Source organism: Haloferula sargassicola (assembly GCF_040362925.1).
GTDB lineage: Bacteria > Verrucomicrobiota > Verrucomicrobiia > Verrucomicrobiales > Akkermansiaceae > Haloferula > Haloferula sargassicola.
This window is the reverse complement of record NZ_BAABRI010000034.1, coordinates 14,184-32,100: the sequence shown is the minus strand read 5'-3', so window position 1 is coordinate 32,100 and position 17,917 is coordinate 14,184. Positions and strand designations below refer to the sequence as shown.

The following is a 17,917-nucleotide window of genomic DNA, read 5'->3' as shown; positions in this document are numbered from 1 at the left end:
TGCCTGAAGGGACTCCGAGATGCCTGGTGGGGCTCCTCTATGGCTGCGGCCTGAGGGTTTCCGAAGGATTGAGGTTGCGGGTGAAGGACGTCGATTTCGGCAACGGGCTGGTGTGGGTGAGGCAGGCGAAGAGCAAGAAGGACCGGTGCATCGCGATGCCGAAGAGGCTGGCGGACGGCCTCCGGCGTCAGGTGGCCGACGGAAGCGGTGGGAAACCGTTAGCCCCCTTCCGATGCCCCTGCCGGTTTCCGCTCACTTTCCACCCCCTCCGGGCACCCCAGGGGAAACCGTTAGCACCCTTCCGATGCCCCTGCCGGGGGTGAATTTCCTTGGGCCGCTGGTTCGTTTTGGGTGCGTCGGACGGGGAGGAACTCGAAGTGAGACTTCAGGGGGGCGGAGTTCTGGGGGCCTGCCCGGCGGTCGATGCCCGCCGCCCCCGTGCAGGAGCGGCGGGCTTTCGGCCGCCGATTTCTTGAGGCGGGAAACCGGTGGGCCGTTGGTTCGTCTTGGGTGAGTCGGACGGGGAGGGACTCGAAGTAGGGCGACGGCGGGATCCTCGAGGCGACGGTGAAAATCTCGACCCAAGGCGCAACATCCCCTCCCATCGCGTTGCCGTGAGACTTGGGGTGGGGCTTTTCGAGACGCGGCGCGCCCTCTTCATCGGGGCGGTGGGCTCAGTCCGGTCCCGGCCGCATCTCTCCCTCGTATGACCCCGCAGCGGCACCGTGGGGAAACGGCGGGCCCGCTTCGGCATGTGAATGGATGTCGCCGGCATTTGGCCGACCCATCAGTAGCGATCCAGCCGCAGGACCACCCATCCGAAGTCGAGCGTTTTGCGATCCGCGGAGAAGAAGCCCGGGGCGCAGGGAGCGGGCCGGTCGAAATGAAAAGGGCCCGGGCCCTCCCCGGGTGGGGGTGATGGGAGAGCCGGGGCCTTTCAGGGGGAGACCAGCCTGGGGGAGCTGGTGGGGGCGTTTCATTGTGTGTGAATCAACGCGCAGAGACAGGCTGCCCCGGGTCGTGCGATTTGGGAATCCCCTCAATTGGAGGGAAATGACACGCGGCCCTCCGACATCCCGCGTCAGCCGGTGAAAGATCGAGGGCTCCGGGGTTTATCAGGGGAACGTCTCCGCGTCGGCGGACATGCCTCTCTTGAAAAAATCCAATTTCTCCATGCCACGACTCCTACCTCCCCTCGCGCTCTGCCTCGCCCTGCCTCTCACCGCCGCTGACCTTCCCGACTGGGCGCTCGGACCTTTTTCCCGGCCGGAAAACGCCGGTCCGGTCATCGAGCCGGAGCCCGCGAGCACCTTCCGAGATCCGATCCTCGGCGAACCGGTTCATTGGGAAAAACTCCACACCTTCAATCCCGCCGCCGTGCTGAAGGACGGCAAGATCCACGTCCTTTACCGCGCCGAAGACGACAGCGGCGAAATGGCGATCGGTCGCCACACCTCGCGCCTCGGGCTGGCAGTCAGCGACGATGGCCTCGATTTCCAGCGCCGCCCCGCGCCGGTGTTCTTCCCTGCCGAGGACGACCAGAAGCCTTACGAATGGCCGGGCGGTTGCGAGGATCCGCGGCTGGCCACCGCGCCCGACGGCTCTTTCCTGATCACCTACACGCAGTGGAACCGGAAGGACTTCCGCATTGGCATCGCCAAGTCCGATGACCTCGTGACGTGGACCAAGCTCGGCTCGCCCTTCGCCGGCACCCGCTACGAAAACCTGCGCACCAAGTCGGCGGCGATCGTCCACGAGCTGGTCGATGGCACCCTGGTCGCGGCGAAAATCGACGGACGCTACTGGATGTATTTCGGCGAACGACAGGTCAACCTGGCGTCCTCCACTGACCTGCTCCACTGGCAGCCGGTCGAGGCGGGAAACGGCAAACTCAAGACCCTGATCCGCCCGCGCAAGGGGAAGTTCGACAGCTCGCTGACGGAGGTGGGCCCGCAGGCGGTCAAGACCGACAACGGCATCGTGCTGATCTATAACGCCCGCAATGCCAACGGCGCGGACCGCGATCCCGCCCACCCGGCCGGCGTCTACGGCTGCGGCCAGGTGCTTTTCTCGGCGGACGATCCAGCCAAGGTCCTCGACCAGCTCGACGAGCCGTTTTTCAAACCCGAGCTGGATTGGGAAAAGACCGGCCAGTACGCTTCCGGAACCACCTTTGCCGAAGGTCTCCTGCACCACGACGGCCGCTGGTTCCTTTACTACGGCTGCGCCGACAGCTTCGTGGGCGTGGCCATGACGCCAGCCCCGTGATCCTTTCCCAACCCAAGAAACCATGAATACGACGTTTATCGTAGCAACCCTCGCCGCCGCCACCGGGCTGGCCCATGCCGGGACCGGCTGGACGCCCAAGGACCCGCCCATGCTGACCCGCTGGGCCAAGGACATCGACCCCGCGGCCCCGCGACCCGAGTATCCCCGCCCGCAGATGACCCGCGAGGCCTGGCAAAACCTCAACGGACTCTGGAACTACGCCGTGACCGGCGAGGACGCCGAGCCGGACGCGTGGGATGGGGAAATCCTCATCCCCTACCCGATCGAGAGCGCCCTGAGCGGCGTGAAGCGCAGCCTCAAGCCGGACGAAACGCTCTACTACCAGCACAACTTCGACGTCCCCGCCCAGTGGGCCGGCCAGCGGGTGGTGCTGCATTTCGGCGCGGTCGATTACCGCAGCGAGGTGTTCCTGAACGGCAAGTCGCTGGGCAAGCACCAGGGCGGCTACGTGCCGTTCAGCTTCGACATCACCGACCAGCTCAAGAGCGAAGGATCGCAGAACCTCGTGGTCAAGGTGACCGACCCGACCTGGACCGAAGGCCAGCCGCGTGGCAAGCAGACGCTCGACCCGAACGGCATCATGTACACGCCCACCTCCGGCATCTGGCAGACCGTCTGGCTGGAGCCGGTGGCTGACGGAGGCATTGAGGACCTCCACCTCGTGCCCGATGTGAAAGGCAGCGCGCTCCACGTTTCCGCCGACCTCTACGACGGGGCTGAGGGCGAGATCACCGTCACCCTGGCCGGGGGGAAATCCGTGACCGGCCCGGCGGGATCGCCGCTGAGCCTGCCGGTCGAGAGCCCGCAGCTGTGGTCGCCGGAAAATCCACATCTCTACGAGATCACCGTGCAACTGAAGCGCGACGGCAAGGTCGCCGACGAGGTCGGCAGCTACTTCGCGATGCGCTCGATCGAAATGGCGGAGGTCGATGGCGTTCCGCGCCTGCTCCTCAATGGCGAGCCCTACTTCATGTTCGGCCCGCTCGACCAGGGCTTCTGGCCGGACGGCAACTACACCGCGCCGACCGACGCCGCCATGAAGTATGATCTCGAGATCACCAAAAAGCTCGGCTTCAACACCACCCGCAAGCATATCAAGGTCGAGCCCGCACGCTGGTACTACTACACCGACCAGATGGGTCTTCTCGTATGGCAGGATATGCCATCGGTGAACTCCTACGACACCCCGCCGGGCGGACGTCCTGAGATCGATCGCGAGGCGTATGCCACGCAACTCAGGGAGATGATCGACAAGCTCGAGAACCACCCGTCGATCGTGATGTGGATCGTTTTCAACGAAAGCCAGGGCAAGCACGACACCGCCAAGCTGGTGGAGATGGTGCGCGAGCTCGACCCCACCCGGCTGGTCAACGAGGACAGCGGCTTTCAGGACCACGGCGGCCCCTATCTCGGCGTCGGCGACCTCTACGACATGCACCCCTACCCCGCGCCCCGCTGGTTCGAGGCACCGAAGGACAAGGCTTTCGTGCTCGGCGAGTATGGCGGCATCGGCCTCAAGGTCGGCGACAACAACCCGTGGCAGAAGAAGGGCTGGGGCTACACCACCACCGAGACCGGCCGCGAGCTGGAGGACCTCTATGCGCGCTATGCCGGCATGCTGGATGAGTTCCGGAAAAACCACGGGCTCAATGCCGCGATCTACACCCAGATCACCGACGTGGAGATCGAGATCAACGGCCTCATGACCTACGACCGCGAGTTGAAGGTCGATCCCGAATGGATCGCCAAGGCGAACCGCTTCGAGTGGCGCGGTCCGGTCTACACCGCGCTGGTTCCGACCTCACAGGAATCGACCCAGCCCTACGATTACACCGTTTCCAAACCCGGATCCGACTGGATGAAGCCGGACGCGGAAACGAAGAACTGGAAGCAAGGTCCCGGCGGCTTCGGCACGCCGGAGACGCCCGGCATCGGCAAAATCGGCACGCCGTGGAAAACCCAGGACATCTGGCTGCGACGCCGCGTCGAGCTGCCCGAGATGAGCGACAAGCAGGTCGACCAACTGGTGTTGACCGTCCACCACGACGAGGCCGTGGAGATCTATCTCAACGGCGTGCTGGCGGCGAAGAAGGGCGACTTCGTGGCCGGCTATGAGCAGCTCGAGATTTCCGCCGAGGCGAAAAAGGCGCTCAAGCCCGGCGGCGTGAACCTCATCGCCATCCACTGCCACCAGACAACCGGCGGGCAGTATGTCGATGTCGGGCTCGGCACGCTCGATCCCGGCCGCGAATAATTCCGGAACCCACCCACGAAGGCGGGCGGCTGCGGGCCGTCCGCCTTTTTTCGTCCCTCCGGCCTCGGGAAATCGACCGAATCCCCGGCATTTCCTCACCAAGCCGACAAGACGCGGCGCGCTAGACTGCGGCTGCAGTGCGAACCCGGAAAGTATGCATCATCGGTGGCGGCGTCACCGGCCTCTGCGCCGCCTATTACGCCGCCAGGCGCGGCTACGCCGTCACGGTCGTCCAACGCGAGCCGGAGGGCGGCGACAACTGCTCGATGGGCAATGCGGGCATGATCGTTCCCAGCCACTTCGTGCCGCTCGCCGCGCCGGGCATGATCTCGCAGGGCCTGCGCTGGATGTTCAACCCCGAGAGCCCGTTTTTCGTCCGCCCGCGGCTCGATCCCTCGCTGGCGCGCTGGGGCTGGCTGTTCTACCGCCACGCCAATGCCCGGCACGTCGCCGCCAGCCGTGAGCTGCTGCGCGACCTCAATCTCGAAAGCCGCCGGCTCTTCGTCGAACTGGAGGAGGAGGAGTCCTTCGGCCTGCAGCGCCGCGGACTGCTGATGCTTTGCAAAACGGCGGCCGCGCTGGAGGAAGAGGCCCACCTGGCGAAGGAGGCCAACGAGATCGGAGTCGCGGCCGAGGTGCTCGACTCCCCCGCGACCGCCGCCCTCGACACCGCCGTGACCATGGACGTGGCCGGCTCGGTGTATTTCCCGAAGGACTGCCACCTCGCCCCGGAGGCCTTCATGGCCTCGATGAGGAAACGGGTTCTGGCCCTGGGCGTGGACATCGTGCCCGAGGTGGAAATCGAAAGCTTCGAAACCCGCAATGGCGCCATCGTTTCCGCCAGCGGCGGCGGCTGGACCTTCGAGGCGGACGAGTTCGTGATCGCCGGCGGCTCGTGGAGCAGCGGCCTGCTCGCGAAGCTCGGCAGGCGGTTGCCGCTGCAGGCGGGAAAAGGCTACTCGCTGACCTTGCCGGAGCCGCCCGAGCTGCCGGCGCTGTGCTCGATTTTCACCGAGGCCAAGGTGGCCATCACGCCCATGGGCTCCAGCCTGCGCTTCGGCGGCACCATGGAGGTCGGCGGGCTGGACCTGTCGATCGATCGCAAGCGCGTCATGGGCATCGTCAAGTCGGTCTCCGGCTACTTCCCGAAGTTCGGCCTGGAGGATTTCGACAAGGTCGAACCGTGGGCCGGGCTGCGTCCGGTTTCGCCCGACGGCATCCCCTACCTCGGCCGCCTGCGCGGCATCCCGAACGCAATCGTCGCCACCGGCCACGCCATGATGGGCCTGAGCCTCGGTCCGGTGACCGGTCGGCTGGTCGGCGACCTGCTGGCGGGCGACATGCCCTTCCGGCCGATCGACGCCATGGCGCCCGGGCGCTTCTAGGATCGCTCCGAGAAACGCCGGCGGTATTCAAGCGGACTGATCCCCACCGCCTGCTTGAACTGCCGGGAAAAGGCCGACTGGTCCGAGTAGCCGCAGGCCAGCGCCACCTGGGCGATCGGCTCCTTGCTCCCCGCCAGCTGCTCGCAGGCGGCATCGAGCCGGACTTTCAAGATATACTGACCGGCCGTGAGGTGGAAAAGCCCGCGGATCCGCTGGTCGAACTGATAGACGGACAGGCCCGCCATTTCCGCCAGCTTCGGCAGCCTCAGCGGCTCGTCGTAGTGGCGGTGGATCTGGTCCAGCGCCGTCGACAGCGCGCCGAACTCGTCGTCCGGCCCGTGCAGCGCATCGAGGTCGCGGGAAATCCCGCACAGCCCGACGATGCGGCCGTCCTTCGCCCGCACCGGCTGCTTGTAGGTGAGGCACCATCCCGACGCACCGCCGGGGTAGAGGTGCAGCTCCAGCCGGTCACGGATCGCGGTGCCGGAGCGCAGCACCTCGCTGTCCTGGCTGGCGAACTCGCCGGCCAGCGGAGCGGGAAACACCTCGTCCACCGCGCGGCCGAGCAGCTCGTCGCGCGACTTCAGCCCGCAGCGCTCGACCAGCGTATCGTTCACCGCCAGGTAGCGGCCTTCGGCGTCCTTGATGAAAAAAACGATGTCCGCCACGCCGTCGAACAAACGGTCCACCGGCAGCAGCCCGTCGATGGACCCGACGAAATCGTTGAGGAAAGATGGCGCGCCTTTCATGATCGCTGGATTGCCGGGGAGTTATGCCCGATTGGGAGTCGCCGCTAGCCCTTTTGCCAAGATTCGCGTGTTACAAATAGGGCTCCGATGTCCTTCCCCGTCAGCAACATCGATCCCGGCCCGCCCGGAAAAACCCTTCGCGTGATCGACTCGCACACCGAGGGCGAGCCGACCCGCGTGGTCATCGCCGGCGGGCCCGAGCTGGGCCGCGGGCCGATGTCCGAGCGCGCCCGCCGCCTGCGCGAGGAGCACGACTGGCTGCGCCAGGCGGTCTGCAACGAGCCGCGCGGCCACGATGCCATGGTCGGCGCGCTGCTGTGCGCGCCCCACGAGCCGGACTGCGTGTGCGGGGTGATTTTTTTCAACAACGTCTCCAACCTGAACATGTGCATCCATGGCACCATCGGGCTGGTGGCGACCCTGCGGCACATCGGCCGCATCGGCACCGGCATCCACCGCATCGACACGCCCGTCGGCGTGGTGACCGCCACGGCCAGCGATGACGGCGAGGTGGAGGTCGCCAACGTTCCGAGCTGGCGGCATGCCGCCGGTGTGCCGGTCGAAGTTCCCGGCTGGGGCATCATCACCGGCGATGTCGCCTGGGGCGGAAACTGGTTTTTCCTGATCGAGAACCAAGGCCCGGCGGTCGGGTTCGCCCAGCTCGACGCGCTGACCGAGTTCACCTGGGCCGTGCGCCACGCGTTGGCCGCCCAAGGCATCACCGGGGCCGATGGCGGGGAGATCGACCACGTGGAAACCTTCGGCCCGCCCGGTGATCCGGCGCTGGCCGACAGCCGGAACTTCGTGATGTGTCCGGGCAAGGCCTACGACCGCTCGCCCTGCGGCACCGGCACCAGCGCCAAGCTCGCCTGCCTGGCCACCGCCGGCAAGCTGCGGCCCGGCGAGATCCTGCGCCAGGCCTCGATCCTCGACACGGTGTTCCGCGGGCGCTTTGAGCCGCTGCCGGGCGGCAAGATCCTGCCCCGCATCTCCGGCCGCGCCTGGGTCAACGGCGAGGGCACTTATTTCCTGAACCCCGACGATCCGTTCGCGCACGGCATCCCGTCCGCCGCCTCCTCACTCACCGAACTTCTACCCCAAGCACTATGAGCATCGAATGGAAGGGCGTGATGCCCGCCACCCTCACGCAGTTCAACGAAGACCTCACCATCGACCACGGCCTGATGGCCGAGCACGGCCGCTGGCTGGTCGAGAACGGCGTCTCCGCCATCGTCCCCCACGGCTCGCTCGGCGAGGGCGCCACGCTGTCCTTCGAGGAAAAGGTCGCCCTGCAGAAAACCTACGTCGAGGCCACGCCGGAGATCCCGATCATCCCCGGCATCGCCGCGCTTTCGACCAAGGAGGCCATCGACCTCGCCAAGGCCGCCAAGGACAACGGCTGCCGCGGCCTGATGGTCCTGCCGCCCTACCTCTACGCTTCCGACTGGCGGGAAATGAAGGCCCACATGAGCGCCGTCATTTCCGCCACCGACCTGCCCTGCATCATCTACAACAACCCGGTCGCCTACAAAACCGACTTCACCCCGCTGCACATCAAGGAACTCGCCGACGAGCTGCCGAACGCCGCCGCGGTGAAGGAATCATCGACCGATGCCCGCCGCATCGCCGGCATCCGCGAGGTCTGCGGCGACCGCCTGGCACTCGGCGTCGGGGTCGATGACTGCGCGCTCGAAGGCTTCGCCATGGGGGCGACGTTCTGGATCACCGGCGTCGGCTGCGCTTTCCCGCGCCACAACCTCAAGCTGCTCGAGCTGGCCTCGACCGGCCGCATCGAAGAGGCGATGCCGATTTACACCTGGATGCTGCCGATGCTGCGCATGGACACGGTGGTGAAATTCGTGCAGCTCATCAAGCTCCAGCAGCAGCTCGCCACCGGCGGCAAGCTCGGCAACACCCGCGTCCGCCCGCCGCGGCTCGAACTGGTCGGCGAGGAGCTCGCCGAGGCCACCGCGATCATTGAAAAGGCCATCGCCACCGCGCCGGAAGTCTGATTCCCCTCGAAAGCATGATCGATCTCCAAGGCACCTCCTTCATCGGCCACGCCCGCTCCACCGGCAGCGAGGCCTGGACCTCCGCCGTCAATCCCGCCACCGGCGAAAAGCTCGATCCGGCCTACCTCGCCGCCACCGATGAGGAGGTGGAAAAGGCCGTGTCGCTCGCCGCCGCGGCCTTCCCCAGCTACGCCGCGCTTTCGGGCGCGGAGCGTGCCGTGTTCCTGCGCGCCATCGCGGACAAGATCGAGGCCAGCGTCGAGGACATCGTCGCCCGCGGCCCGCTCGAAACCGGCCTGCCCGAGCCCCGCCTGCGCGGCGAGACCGCCCGCACCTGCGGCCAGCTGCGGATGTTCGCCGGGCTGATCGAGGACGGCTCGTGGGTCGATGCCCGCATCGACCGCGCCCAGCCCGACCGCCAACCGCTGCCGAAGCCCGACATCCGCGCGATGCTGGTCCCGCTCGGACCGGTCGCGGTTTTCTGCGCCAGCAACTTCCCGCTCGCCTTCTCGGTGGCGGGGGGCGACACGGCCTCCGCGCTCGCCGCCGGCTGCCCGGTGGTGGCGATCGGCCACGTCGGCCACCCCGGCCTGGCCGAAATCGTCGGCAGCGCGATCGTCGCCGCGGCCCGGGAAACCGGCATGCCCGAGGGCGTGTTTTCCCTGCTCTTCGGCGGCGGCCGCAGCACCGGCCGCAAGGTCGTGGCCCACCCGGCGATCAAGGCGGTCGGCTTCACCGGCTCGCGCCAGGGCGGCACCTCGCTGATGGAGCTCGCCGCCGCGCGCCCGGAGCCGATCCCGGTCTATGCCGAGATGAGCTCGGTCAATCCCTTCGTGATCCTCCCCGGCGCGCTCGCCAAGGGCGAGGAAGCGCTGGCCGAGGCCTACTTCGGCTCGCTGACGCTGGGCGTCGGCCAGTTCTGCACCAACCCCGGGCTGGTCTTCCTGCCCACCGATGCCGGCGAGGCCTTCCTGGCGAAGCTTTCGGAAATGATCGGCACCGCCGGCTCGGCGACCATGCTCACGGCCGGGATCGCCTCCGCCTATGGCGAGGCCTGCGAGCACTTCGCCGGCCATCCCGGGGTCAAAACGCTGGCCCGCGGCGAGGGTGCCTCCGCGCCGGCCTTGTTCGAGGTGTCCGCCACCGATTTCCTCGGCGACGAAGCCCTGCAGGCCGAGGCCTTCGGTCCCGCCGCGCTCGTGGTCCGAGGGTCGCTGCCGGAAATCACCCGGGCAATCGCCGGCCTCGAAGGCCAGCTGACCGCCACCCTGCACGCCACCGAGGACGAACTGGCCGCGCAGCCGGAACTCGTCGCGGCTCTCCGCTCCCGCTGCGGTCGCCTTCTTTTCGGCGGCTTCCCGACCGGTGTGGAAGTCTGCGCGAGCATGGTCCACGGCGGGCCGTATCCGTCCACCTCGGATGGACGCAGCACTTCGGTCGGCACCTTGGCGATCACCCGCTACTGCCGCCCGGCGGCGTGGCAGGGTTTTCCCGACTTCGCCCTGCCGCCGGAGCTGCGGGAGGCCAACCCGCTCGGCATCCGCCGTATCGAGGGCTGATTCCCCAGCTATCCATCGCGCCCGCCCGCCCCACCCTCGGCAGGGCGCCGGCGGGCGCTTTGCCGCCGGGGCGTCCAGCGAAGTCATGCCCGCCTATTTTGACTTGGAGGCATCGATTCATGTCAGCCTCACCTCTTGACATGCAGACCCTTTTCCTCGCTATCCCAATTCGATTATAGTCAACGATTTGCGACGACAACGCAGCGTTGCAATCTTATGCATCAACGGTTTTTCGCCGGTCCGATTTCCCGGGTGAGTGGAAAATAGAGCATAATGATCTCTTGCCAGAGGAGGTCGTCGGGATTGAATACGAATCGTTCCTTAGGCATGTCGGGCAACCCATCCAGGCCCCTCTGTCCGGGAACTTACATCGTTTCCCATGGAAACTTCAACCAAACCCATTGTACCCAAATGAAACCCTCTCGGTTCAACCGTTGGCTGCCCGCGTCCGTCTTCGCGGCGGCAGCCATCTCCACCGCCTTTTCCGCCACCGTCGTGTGGGATGGCGGCCCGTCCGCGACCGGCACCGACCTCGGCCTGGCCGAAAACTGGGTCGGAGATGTCCTCCCCAGCACCGCCACGCCGGACACCGCCCAGTGGACCGGCAGCCCGGCGGGGCCGCTGTCGCTGGTCTATACGGCCACCAACTCGACGCTCAGCGGAGCGATTGGAAACCCCGGCATCAATCTCGAGGTCACCGCTACCCAGACCGCGGCCCTCAACATCGACTCCGGCGCCAATACCGCGTCGCCCCGTTTCAACAACCTCACCATCGCCGCCGGTGCCGGGCCTGTTTCCCTCGGTGACGGGAACGACACCTTCAATTTCACGCTCGGCGGCACCAGCGGCCAGATCCACACCTGGACCAATCAATCGTCGAACCCGGCCATCGTGAATGCCGACGCCAACCCCGCGCTCGGGGGAACCGGCAGCCACGCCATCGCCTTCACCGGCAGTGGCGACTGGCAGTGGGCGGCGCCCTTCGATGCCAGCAACGGCGCCAACCTCAGCGTCCACAAAACCGGCACGGGCCAGCTCACCTTTTCCGGAGGCGGCACCCTGGCCGCGGGCGTGACGGCCTACGGCGGCTCGTTCGGAGCGGCCCTGAAAGAAGGCACCACCGTGATTTCCGCCGGGGCATACACCTCCAGCGGCGAGTTCGTGGTCGGTGGCCTCGACACCACGGGTGGCACCGAGACCTCCCTGATCATGGACGCCGGCTCGCTGAATGTCGCGAACTGGCTCAGCCTCGGCCGCGGCAACGGTGCTGGCGCGGTTTCCTCCAACATCATCCTCAACGGCAGTGCCGCGCTGAGCGCGGACAACGTCAGCATGGGCTACAACGGTGGGGACGCCACCACCCTGCCGAAGGGCTCGCTCACGCTCAACGGCGCTTCGACCTTTACCGTGAACGGCAATGGCTCGTTGCTCGTCGGCGAGTCCGCCGGCTCGGACATGACCGTGACCCTCAACGACACGGCCCAGCTCGTTTCCGCCGGCACCGGTGCCAAGCGGATCGGGGCGGGCGGTTCCGGCCACCTGGTGCTCGGTGCCGATGCCGCCGTCGATTTCGGCAACGTCCAGACCACCATCGGCTACCGCAACGGCACCGGCCTGATGGACATGACCGGCGGCACCTTCACCGCAGGGGGCGAAGTCCGGGTCGGCGGCTCCGACGTCAGCGGAGCCGACAGCGGCTCCGGTGTCCTCAACATCTCCGGCGGCACCTTCACCTCCAACGGCCTCACCTTCGGCCGCGGTAACAACAACGCCGCCCTGGTCAACGGCACGGGAACCATCAGCGGCACCGCCGTGGTGACCTGCAGCGGCGACCTCACGCTCGGTTACGCCGGCGCCGCCAACCTCGGCAAGCTGACGCTCGACGGCGGCACGCTCCACGTCGGCACCACCGCCACCAAGTGGCTGCGGGTCGGCGTGTGGGACACCTCGAAAGGCGAGCTCAACATCAACGGCGGAACCCTCAAGCTGAACACCAACAGCTCCCTCAAACTCAACGCCGAGGGCACGGTGGGCGCCAACGTGGTCCACCAGACGGGCGGCGACATCCTCTGCTACAGCGACCATGGCACGACCGTCGGAGGCACCGGAAACATCGACCTCCAACGCTCCGGCGCGGCCGCCAGCAGCAACACCTACCACTTCGATGGCGGCACGATCAGCACCTACGCGGTGGTTTCCACCGCCACCACCGGCACCCGCACGTTCAATTTCAACGGCGGCACCCTCCGGCCCGTGGCCCACAACGAAGCCTTCTTCAACCTCGGCGACGGCACCGGCGTCGATCGCGCCAACATCCGCGACGGCGGCGCAATCTTCGACACCAACACCTTCAACGTCACCGTCGCCCAGCCGCTGCTGCACAGCGACATCGTCGACGACGCAGCGATCGACGGCGGCCTGACCAAGCTCGGTGCCGGCAACCTGACCCTGAGCGGCGACTGCACCTACACCGGCCCCACCGCGGTGACCGGCGGCACGCTGACGCTGAAAGGGCTGATCTTCGGCAGCAGCCCCAACATCGCCGTGACCGGTGGCGGCAAGCTCGCGCTCGCCGACTATGCCGACGTTTCCACGCCCGTCACGGTGACCGAGGGCGCGCTGGACGGCTATGGGGAAATCGATGACCTGACCATCGCCAACAACGCCGCCAACACGGTGACGTCCGGCAACGGCACCGCCAACGCCCTCTACATCAACCAGACGCTTACCTTCCAAGGGGCGGCCAGGATCGATGTACAGGCGACTGGCACCACGATGAACCGCTACATCGACGCCGGCACCGGCACCCTCACCACCAGCGCCGCCGGGCAGATCACCGTCAACGCCACCAACACCTCCGGCGCCTGGACCAGCGGCGAGGACTACCCGGTGATCTATTACGGCGATTTCGCCGGCAGCATCGCCCACTTCACGCTCGGCACGGTTCCGAACCTCAATCCGAACCAGTCCGCCAGCCTGGTCGACACCGGCTCGGCCATCGTGATCCGCATCACCGGCGAGTCCTTGGTTTGGAAAGGAACGTCCGGCAGCAACTGGGACACCTCCTCGAACAACTGGAGCTACCTCGGCGACCCGATCGCCTTCAGCGCCAACAGCCCCGTGATCTTCGACGACTCGGCGACCAGCTTCGCCGTCAACCTCGCCGCCGACGTCAGCCCGAGCGCGATCGTCTTCGACAATCAGTTCGAGCCCTACACGATCTCCAGCTCCGGAGGCTTCGGCATCCTCAGCGGATCGGTGGTGAAAAACGGCTTCGAAACCGTCACCCTCAGCACCGACAATTCCTACACCGGCACCACGGTCATCAACGAAGGCACCCTCAAGATCACAGGTTCGGGCTCGATCGCGGAGAGCTCGTCGATCGCCATCGGCGAGGACGGGACGCTGATCCTCGACCTCACCTCGCCCGACACCTACGCCCACCCGATCACCGGTGAGGGCCTGCTTTACAAGCAAGGTTCCGCCGCGCTCACGCTGGCCGGGGCCAACACCTTGACCGGGGACGTTTATCTGGAGGCCGGTGGCCTGAACCTGAACAGCCCGACCGCCCTCGGTGCCGCCGGGGGAACCTTCCATCTCTCCGGTGGAACCTTGGACAACACCAGCGGAGCCCAGGTGGACATGACGCCCGCCAAGGCCCAAATCTGGGACGCCGATGTGATGTTCACCGGCTCCAATTCCCTGAACATGGGCAATGGCGCCGTGACGCTCGGTGCCTCCCGCACCGTCAACGTGGCCGCCAACACGCTCTACGCCGGCGCGGTGGGCGATGGCGGAAGCGGCTATGACCTGATCAAGACCGGCACCGGGAAGCTGGTGCTGAACGGCGGTGACATCCGCGGTGACCTCGACATCCAGGCCGGCATCGTCGGCATCAACCAGGACTTCCTGGGCGGCGCGCCGATCGGCGCCGGGATCCTGCAAAACGATGGCGCCGTGGCCACCAAGTGGACCTTCTGGTATGGACCGGATGACGTCACTTCCAACCTGCTGATCCGGAACAACGATGGCTCCCACACCCACCTGCTCGGGATCGTCAAGCGCAACGCCGGCACGCTGACCCTGACCAACCCGTCCAACGTCGCCACCGCCAACCTCGCGGTGGATGCCGGCAAGCTGGTGGTCAACGGCGGCACCTATGGCGCCCAGGCCGACGACGGAACACCGAACAACGGGCTGACCTCGGTCATCGGCTACACCGCCGCCGCCAATGCCGTGCTCGAGATCAATGGCGCGACGGTCAACTACAACAACTGCTCCAACGCCGACGCCGCCGCCTACCGCGGCACGCTCGACCTGGGCAACAACGCCACCGGCGCCGGTGCGCTGAAGTTCAACTCCGGCACCTTGAGCATCTACCGCCAGCTGACGCTGGGCCGGAACGGTGCCTACGGCAGCATGAGCCAGACCAGCGGCAGTGCCAGCGTCGGCGGCTTCCTCGCCCTCGGTCTCGGCACCTCGACCGGCTCGTTCGACCTCAGCGGCGGCACCTTCACCCAGGCGGGTCCCGTGACCAACGGCGCCGGAGCCGACAGCCGCGGCGTGATGAACATCCGGGGCAACGCCGTTTACAACCAGACCCCCGCGGGGGACCTCGGCCTGTGGGTGGGAGAAAGCGGCACCGGCGAGCTCAACGTTTCCGGCACCGCAAGCCTGACCCTGGCGGCCGACAACAACGGCCTGCAACTCGGCCGCAACGCCACCGGTGCGGGAACGGTGAACCTCCTCGGCGGCACCGTCACCACCAAGGCGGTCACCCAGGGCGCCGGCACCGGCACGCTGAACTTCAGCGGCGGCACGCTGAAGGCCAACGCCGCCAACACCGCCTTCCTCAACGGACTGACGCACACCTACGTCCACTCCGCCGGTGGCACGATCGATAACGGAGGCAACGCCATCACCATCGGCCAGGCCCTTGAGACCCCGGCCGGCAGCGGCATCAGCGCCACCGGCGTCACGGTCGGCGGCGGTGGCTTCATCGGCCGCCCGCTGGTCACCGTGACCGGCGATGGCACCGGAGCCACCGCGGTGGCGGACATCGATGCCAACGGCAACCTGACCGGCATCACCGTCACCAACCCCGGCATCAACTACACCACCGCCAGCTTCACCCTGACCGGCGGTGGCGTGGGAAACACCGGCACGCTTGGAGGAGCCCCCTCCTTCGTGGCCAATGCCAGCGGCAGCATGACCTTCACGGGAAATGCCATCACCACCCTGGGCGGCGCGAACACCTTCACCGGCAACTCCATCGTGGCCGGCGGCAGCTCGATCCTCCTGTCCAACGGAGCCTCACTGACCTTCGCCCCGCGCGCCAACGGCGTCTCCAACAAGGTCACCGGGGCCGGCAATGCCTACTTTTACGGCGCCTTCAACCTCGACCTCAGCCAGGCCTCGCTGGCCAACGGCAACAGCTGGACGCTGGTCGATGCCACCGGCACCAAGACCTATGACCCGGTCACCTTCTCCCTCGCCGGCTTCACCGCGCAAGGCGACGGCGTGACCCACATCATGGTCGATGGTGCCAATACCTGGACCTTCAGCGAGACCACCGGCCTGCTGAGCCTCAGCGTCAGCGCCGTCACCGGCTTCGACAGTTGGATCCTCGGCTACGGCCTCGATGCCGCGGATCGTGGGGAAACGGCCGACCCGGACGGCGATGGGATCGTCAACCTGCTGGAATACGTCCTCGGCGGCGATCCGTCGGTGGGCGATGCCTCCATCGCGCCGGCGGCCGCCAAGTCCGGCAACAACCTGGTCATGACCTTCAAGCGCAGCGATGCATCGGAAGGCGACGTGGCCGCCTCGCTTCAGTACGGCTCCGGCCTTGCCAGCTGGACCACCGTGACCGTGCCCGCGGCCAATGGCACCAGCGGCGGGGTGACCTTCACCGTGGTCGAAAACGGCACCGACCCGGACGACGTGACCGCCACCATTCCGGCCGGCGGCTCGGCGAAATTCTTCGGCCGCCTGCAGGCGGTGAAGTAAAGGACGTCGAATCCTTCCCACCCGCCGCTCCGCTTCGGGGGCGGCGGGTTTTTTCATGCCGTGATCGGAGCGGAGGAAAGGAGCGGCGTGCCTGCGGCCATACCCGGCCCCCGCACGCGGGCGCCGGATTGCCAAGCCGGCAACGGCCGACCTGCGGATCTCAGCTGCGGCGGCGCTTCAGGCCCGCGGCCACGAAAAACGTGAGGGTCAGCACCGCCGCTCCCGGCTCCGGCACCAGGGTGGCGTCGACGATGTTGTCGAGGAGCTGGACGCCGTTCGCATCAAAGCTGCTGAAGTCCTCCGGCAAGGCGTAGAAATACCGGTCGCTGCCCAGTGGGTTGCCGCTGCCGGTCATGCCGCCCGCCTCCCAGCTGGCGACGATCACGTTCTGAAAGCTGATGTTGTTGCGGACCCCGATGGTCATGCCATCGCCCATGACCGTGCCGCCATCAGGGATGTCCGAGCTGGAGGAAAACGAATACTTTTCGAGCCCGGAAATCGCGGGATCGGCGATCGTGTTCGGCGTCAGCCCTGCAAACAAGGGATGCACGGTGGCGGTCCCGGATGGCGCGGAGATGTCGTTGCCGTAATCCGCCTGGATCAGCGCGGTATCGACATAACTCCAGCGGTTGTTGCGGGCGATGTAGGCATTTCCCAGCAGCACGGGCGTGGTCAGCGAGTCCCAGGCGGCGACTTCCGTCGCGCCGCTCGCATAGTCGCCGCTGTTGGTGTTCCGGCTGATGATGACGAGGTCGGCGGAGTTCAGCGCGGCCACCTCGGACGGATTGGTGTCGATGGCCCCGTAGGCTCCGGTCGTCACGGTATGCCCGAGGGATTCGAGGTGCGCCACCAGGTCGGCATCCCGACCGGCATCGCCGGTCACGAGCACGAGCGATGCCGCGTGGGCGGCGCCCACCAGAAGGAACGGAAGGATCGAGGGAGTGAAGCGGGAGTGACGGGGTTTCATGATCGGGAAGGCGTGGGTTTTCGCACGAGGCGGAACAAGACCACCCCCTGCGACTCCCTTGGCGACTTCGCGGCCGGAAACCCGACAGCTTTTTTTGACATCTGAGCGAACCCGGCTCACTGACCGCCGAGCTTTTCCCGATGCCTCAGCGCCACCACGCGGGTGGCATGGCTCAGCTCGTCGGCAGCACGGGTCATTTCGTCCAGAAGCACCTGCAGCTCGGCACCGATCTCCCGGGTCCACTGCCGCTCGGCGTGCCGGGAACGGAATTGCTGCAGCGACAAGCCGGCTTCCATCGCGTGATCGAGGGCGGTGCGCTGCTCGGAAAAGGCATCCTCGAATGACTTCATGGAGCGGATTCTTCCCCGCCGACCGGGCGCCGGCAAGCTCCGCGCGCAAGCGAAATTCCCCCGTCTCCGGGCGGCGCGCCGCGGGCACGGCAAAGCGCATGGCACCCCCCGGAGCCATGCGCTTCGTTCTCGTTCCATGGGATCGGCTCGCGCCTGAATCCGAGGACCGGCCCCCCGACCGGTTCCATCGAAAGATCCCGATGGACCCGGCAAGATTCACCCCATCGAGCGGAACCGAAAGCTTTTCGAAAGACGAAATGGTTAAGGGTGAAAAAGTATTTTCGCGCGCCGCCTGCCCCGGCGGCGCCATGAAATCGAATTGACGCCGTGCTTCGCGTTTGGG

At 66.8% G+C, this 17,917-nt stretch carries 12 protein-coding genes; 9 read left to right on the top strand and 3 right to left on the bottom strand.

What is annotated here, in order from left to right; all coding sequences use genetic code 11:
- Positions 1-26: 26 nt before the first annotated feature.
- The 4 genes from ABXH26_RS19960 (at position 27) to ABXH26_RS19945 (ending at position 5,928) form a co-directional block, all read left to right on the top strand.
- On the top strand, positions 27-323 hold the full coding sequence (locus ABXH26_RS19960; RefSeq protein ID WP_353568873.1) for a tyrosine-type recombinase/integrase: 297 nt from the start codon (positions 27-29) through the stop codon (positions 321-323).
- 850 nt (positions 324-1,173) lie between these two features.
- Entirely contained in the window at positions 1,174-2,268 is a 1,095-nt protein-coding gene (locus ABXH26_RS19955; RefSeq protein WP_353568872.1) for a glycoside hydrolase family 130 protein, read from the top strand.
- Positions 2,269-2,290: 22 nt separating this feature from the next.
- A complete protein-coding gene (locus ABXH26_RS19950; RefSeq protein ID WP_353568871.1) occupies positions 2,291-4,543 on the top strand; it encodes a glycoside hydrolase family 2 protein in 2,253 nt (750 codons plus the stop codon).
- A gap of 137 nt (positions 4,544-4,680) precedes the next feature.
- The gene (locus ABXH26_RS19945) at positions 4,681-5,928 is read left to right on the top strand and encodes an NAD(P)/FAD-dependent oxidoreductase (RefSeq protein ID WP_353568870.1); all 1,248 of its coding nucleotides are present in this window, start codon (positions 4,681-4,683) and stop codon (positions 5,926-5,928) included.
- On the opposite strand, the gene ABXH26_RS19940 is transcribed toward ABXH26_RS19945, so the two are convergent.
- Positions 5,925-6,677: an AraC family transcriptional regulator gene (locus tag ABXH26_RS19940; protein WP_353568869.1), complete on the bottom strand. Its 753-nt coding sequence runs from the start codon at positions 6,675-6,677 to the stop codon at positions 5,925-5,927. The two genes, ABXH26_RS19945 and ABXH26_RS19940, sit on opposite strands and share 4 nt — an antisense overlap.
- Before the next feature lie 87 nt (positions 6,678-6,764).
- Between ABXH26_RS19940 and ABXH26_RS19935 the strand changes: the two genes are divergently transcribed.
- The 4 genes from ABXH26_RS19935 (at position 6,765) to ABXH26_RS19920 (ending at position 16,257) form a co-directional block, all read left to right on the top strand.
- Positions 6,765-7,787, top strand: a complete 1,023-nt coding sequence (locus ABXH26_RS19935) for a proline racemase family protein (protein ID WP_353568868.1) — start codon at positions 6,765-6,767, stop codon at positions 7,785-7,787.
- Positions 7,784-8,689, top strand: coding sequence for a dihydrodipicolinate synthase family protein (locus ABXH26_RS19930; protein ID WP_353568867.1), 906 nt, complete (start codon positions 7,784-7,786; stop codon positions 8,687-8,689). Before ABXH26_RS19935 ends, ABXH26_RS19930 begins: the two co-directional genes overlap by 4 nt.
- A gap of 14 nt (positions 8,690-8,703) precedes the next feature.
- Positions 8,704-10,248 carry an aldehyde dehydrogenase (NADP(+)) gene (locus tag ABXH26_RS19925; protein WP_353568866.1) on the top strand — a complete coding sequence of 515 codons (1,545 nt, stop codon included), beginning with the start codon at positions 8,704-8,706 and terminating at the stop codon, positions 10,246-10,248.
- A 411-nt stretch (positions 10,249-10,659) separates the two neighbouring features.
- Complete coding sequence (locus ABXH26_RS19920; RefSeq protein WP_353568865.1) at positions 10,660-16,257, top strand: beta strand repeat-containing protein; 5,598 nt, start codon at positions 10,660-10,662, stop codon at positions 16,255-16,257.
- A 160-nt stretch (positions 16,258-16,417) separates the two neighbouring features.
- Here ABXH26_RS19920 and ABXH26_RS19915 read toward each other — a convergent pair whose 3' ends face one another.
- Both ABXH26_RS19915 and ABXH26_RS19910 read right to left on the bottom strand, forming a co-directional pair.
- Positions 16,418-17,224, bottom strand: a complete 807-nt coding sequence (locus tag ABXH26_RS19915) for a hypothetical protein (RefSeq protein ID WP_353568864.1) — start codon at positions 17,222-17,224, stop codon at positions 16,418-16,420.
- Positions 17,225-17,340: 116 nt separating this feature from the next.
- Positions 17,341-17,574 (bottom strand): hypothetical protein, encoded by a 234-nt coding sequence (locus ABXH26_RS19910; RefSeq protein ID WP_353568863.1) that lies wholly within the window; start codon positions 17,572-17,574, stop codon positions 17,341-17,343.
- A gap of 116 nt (positions 17,575-17,690) precedes the next feature.
- On the opposite strand from ABXH26_RS19910, the gene ABXH26_RS19905 reads away from it, so the two are divergent.
- Positions 17,691-17,897 (top strand): hypothetical protein, encoded by a 207-nt coding sequence (locus ABXH26_RS19905; protein ID WP_353568862.1) that lies wholly within the window; start codon positions 17,691-17,693, stop codon positions 17,895-17,897.
- The last annotated feature ends 20 nt before the right edge of the window (positions 17,898-17,917 follow it).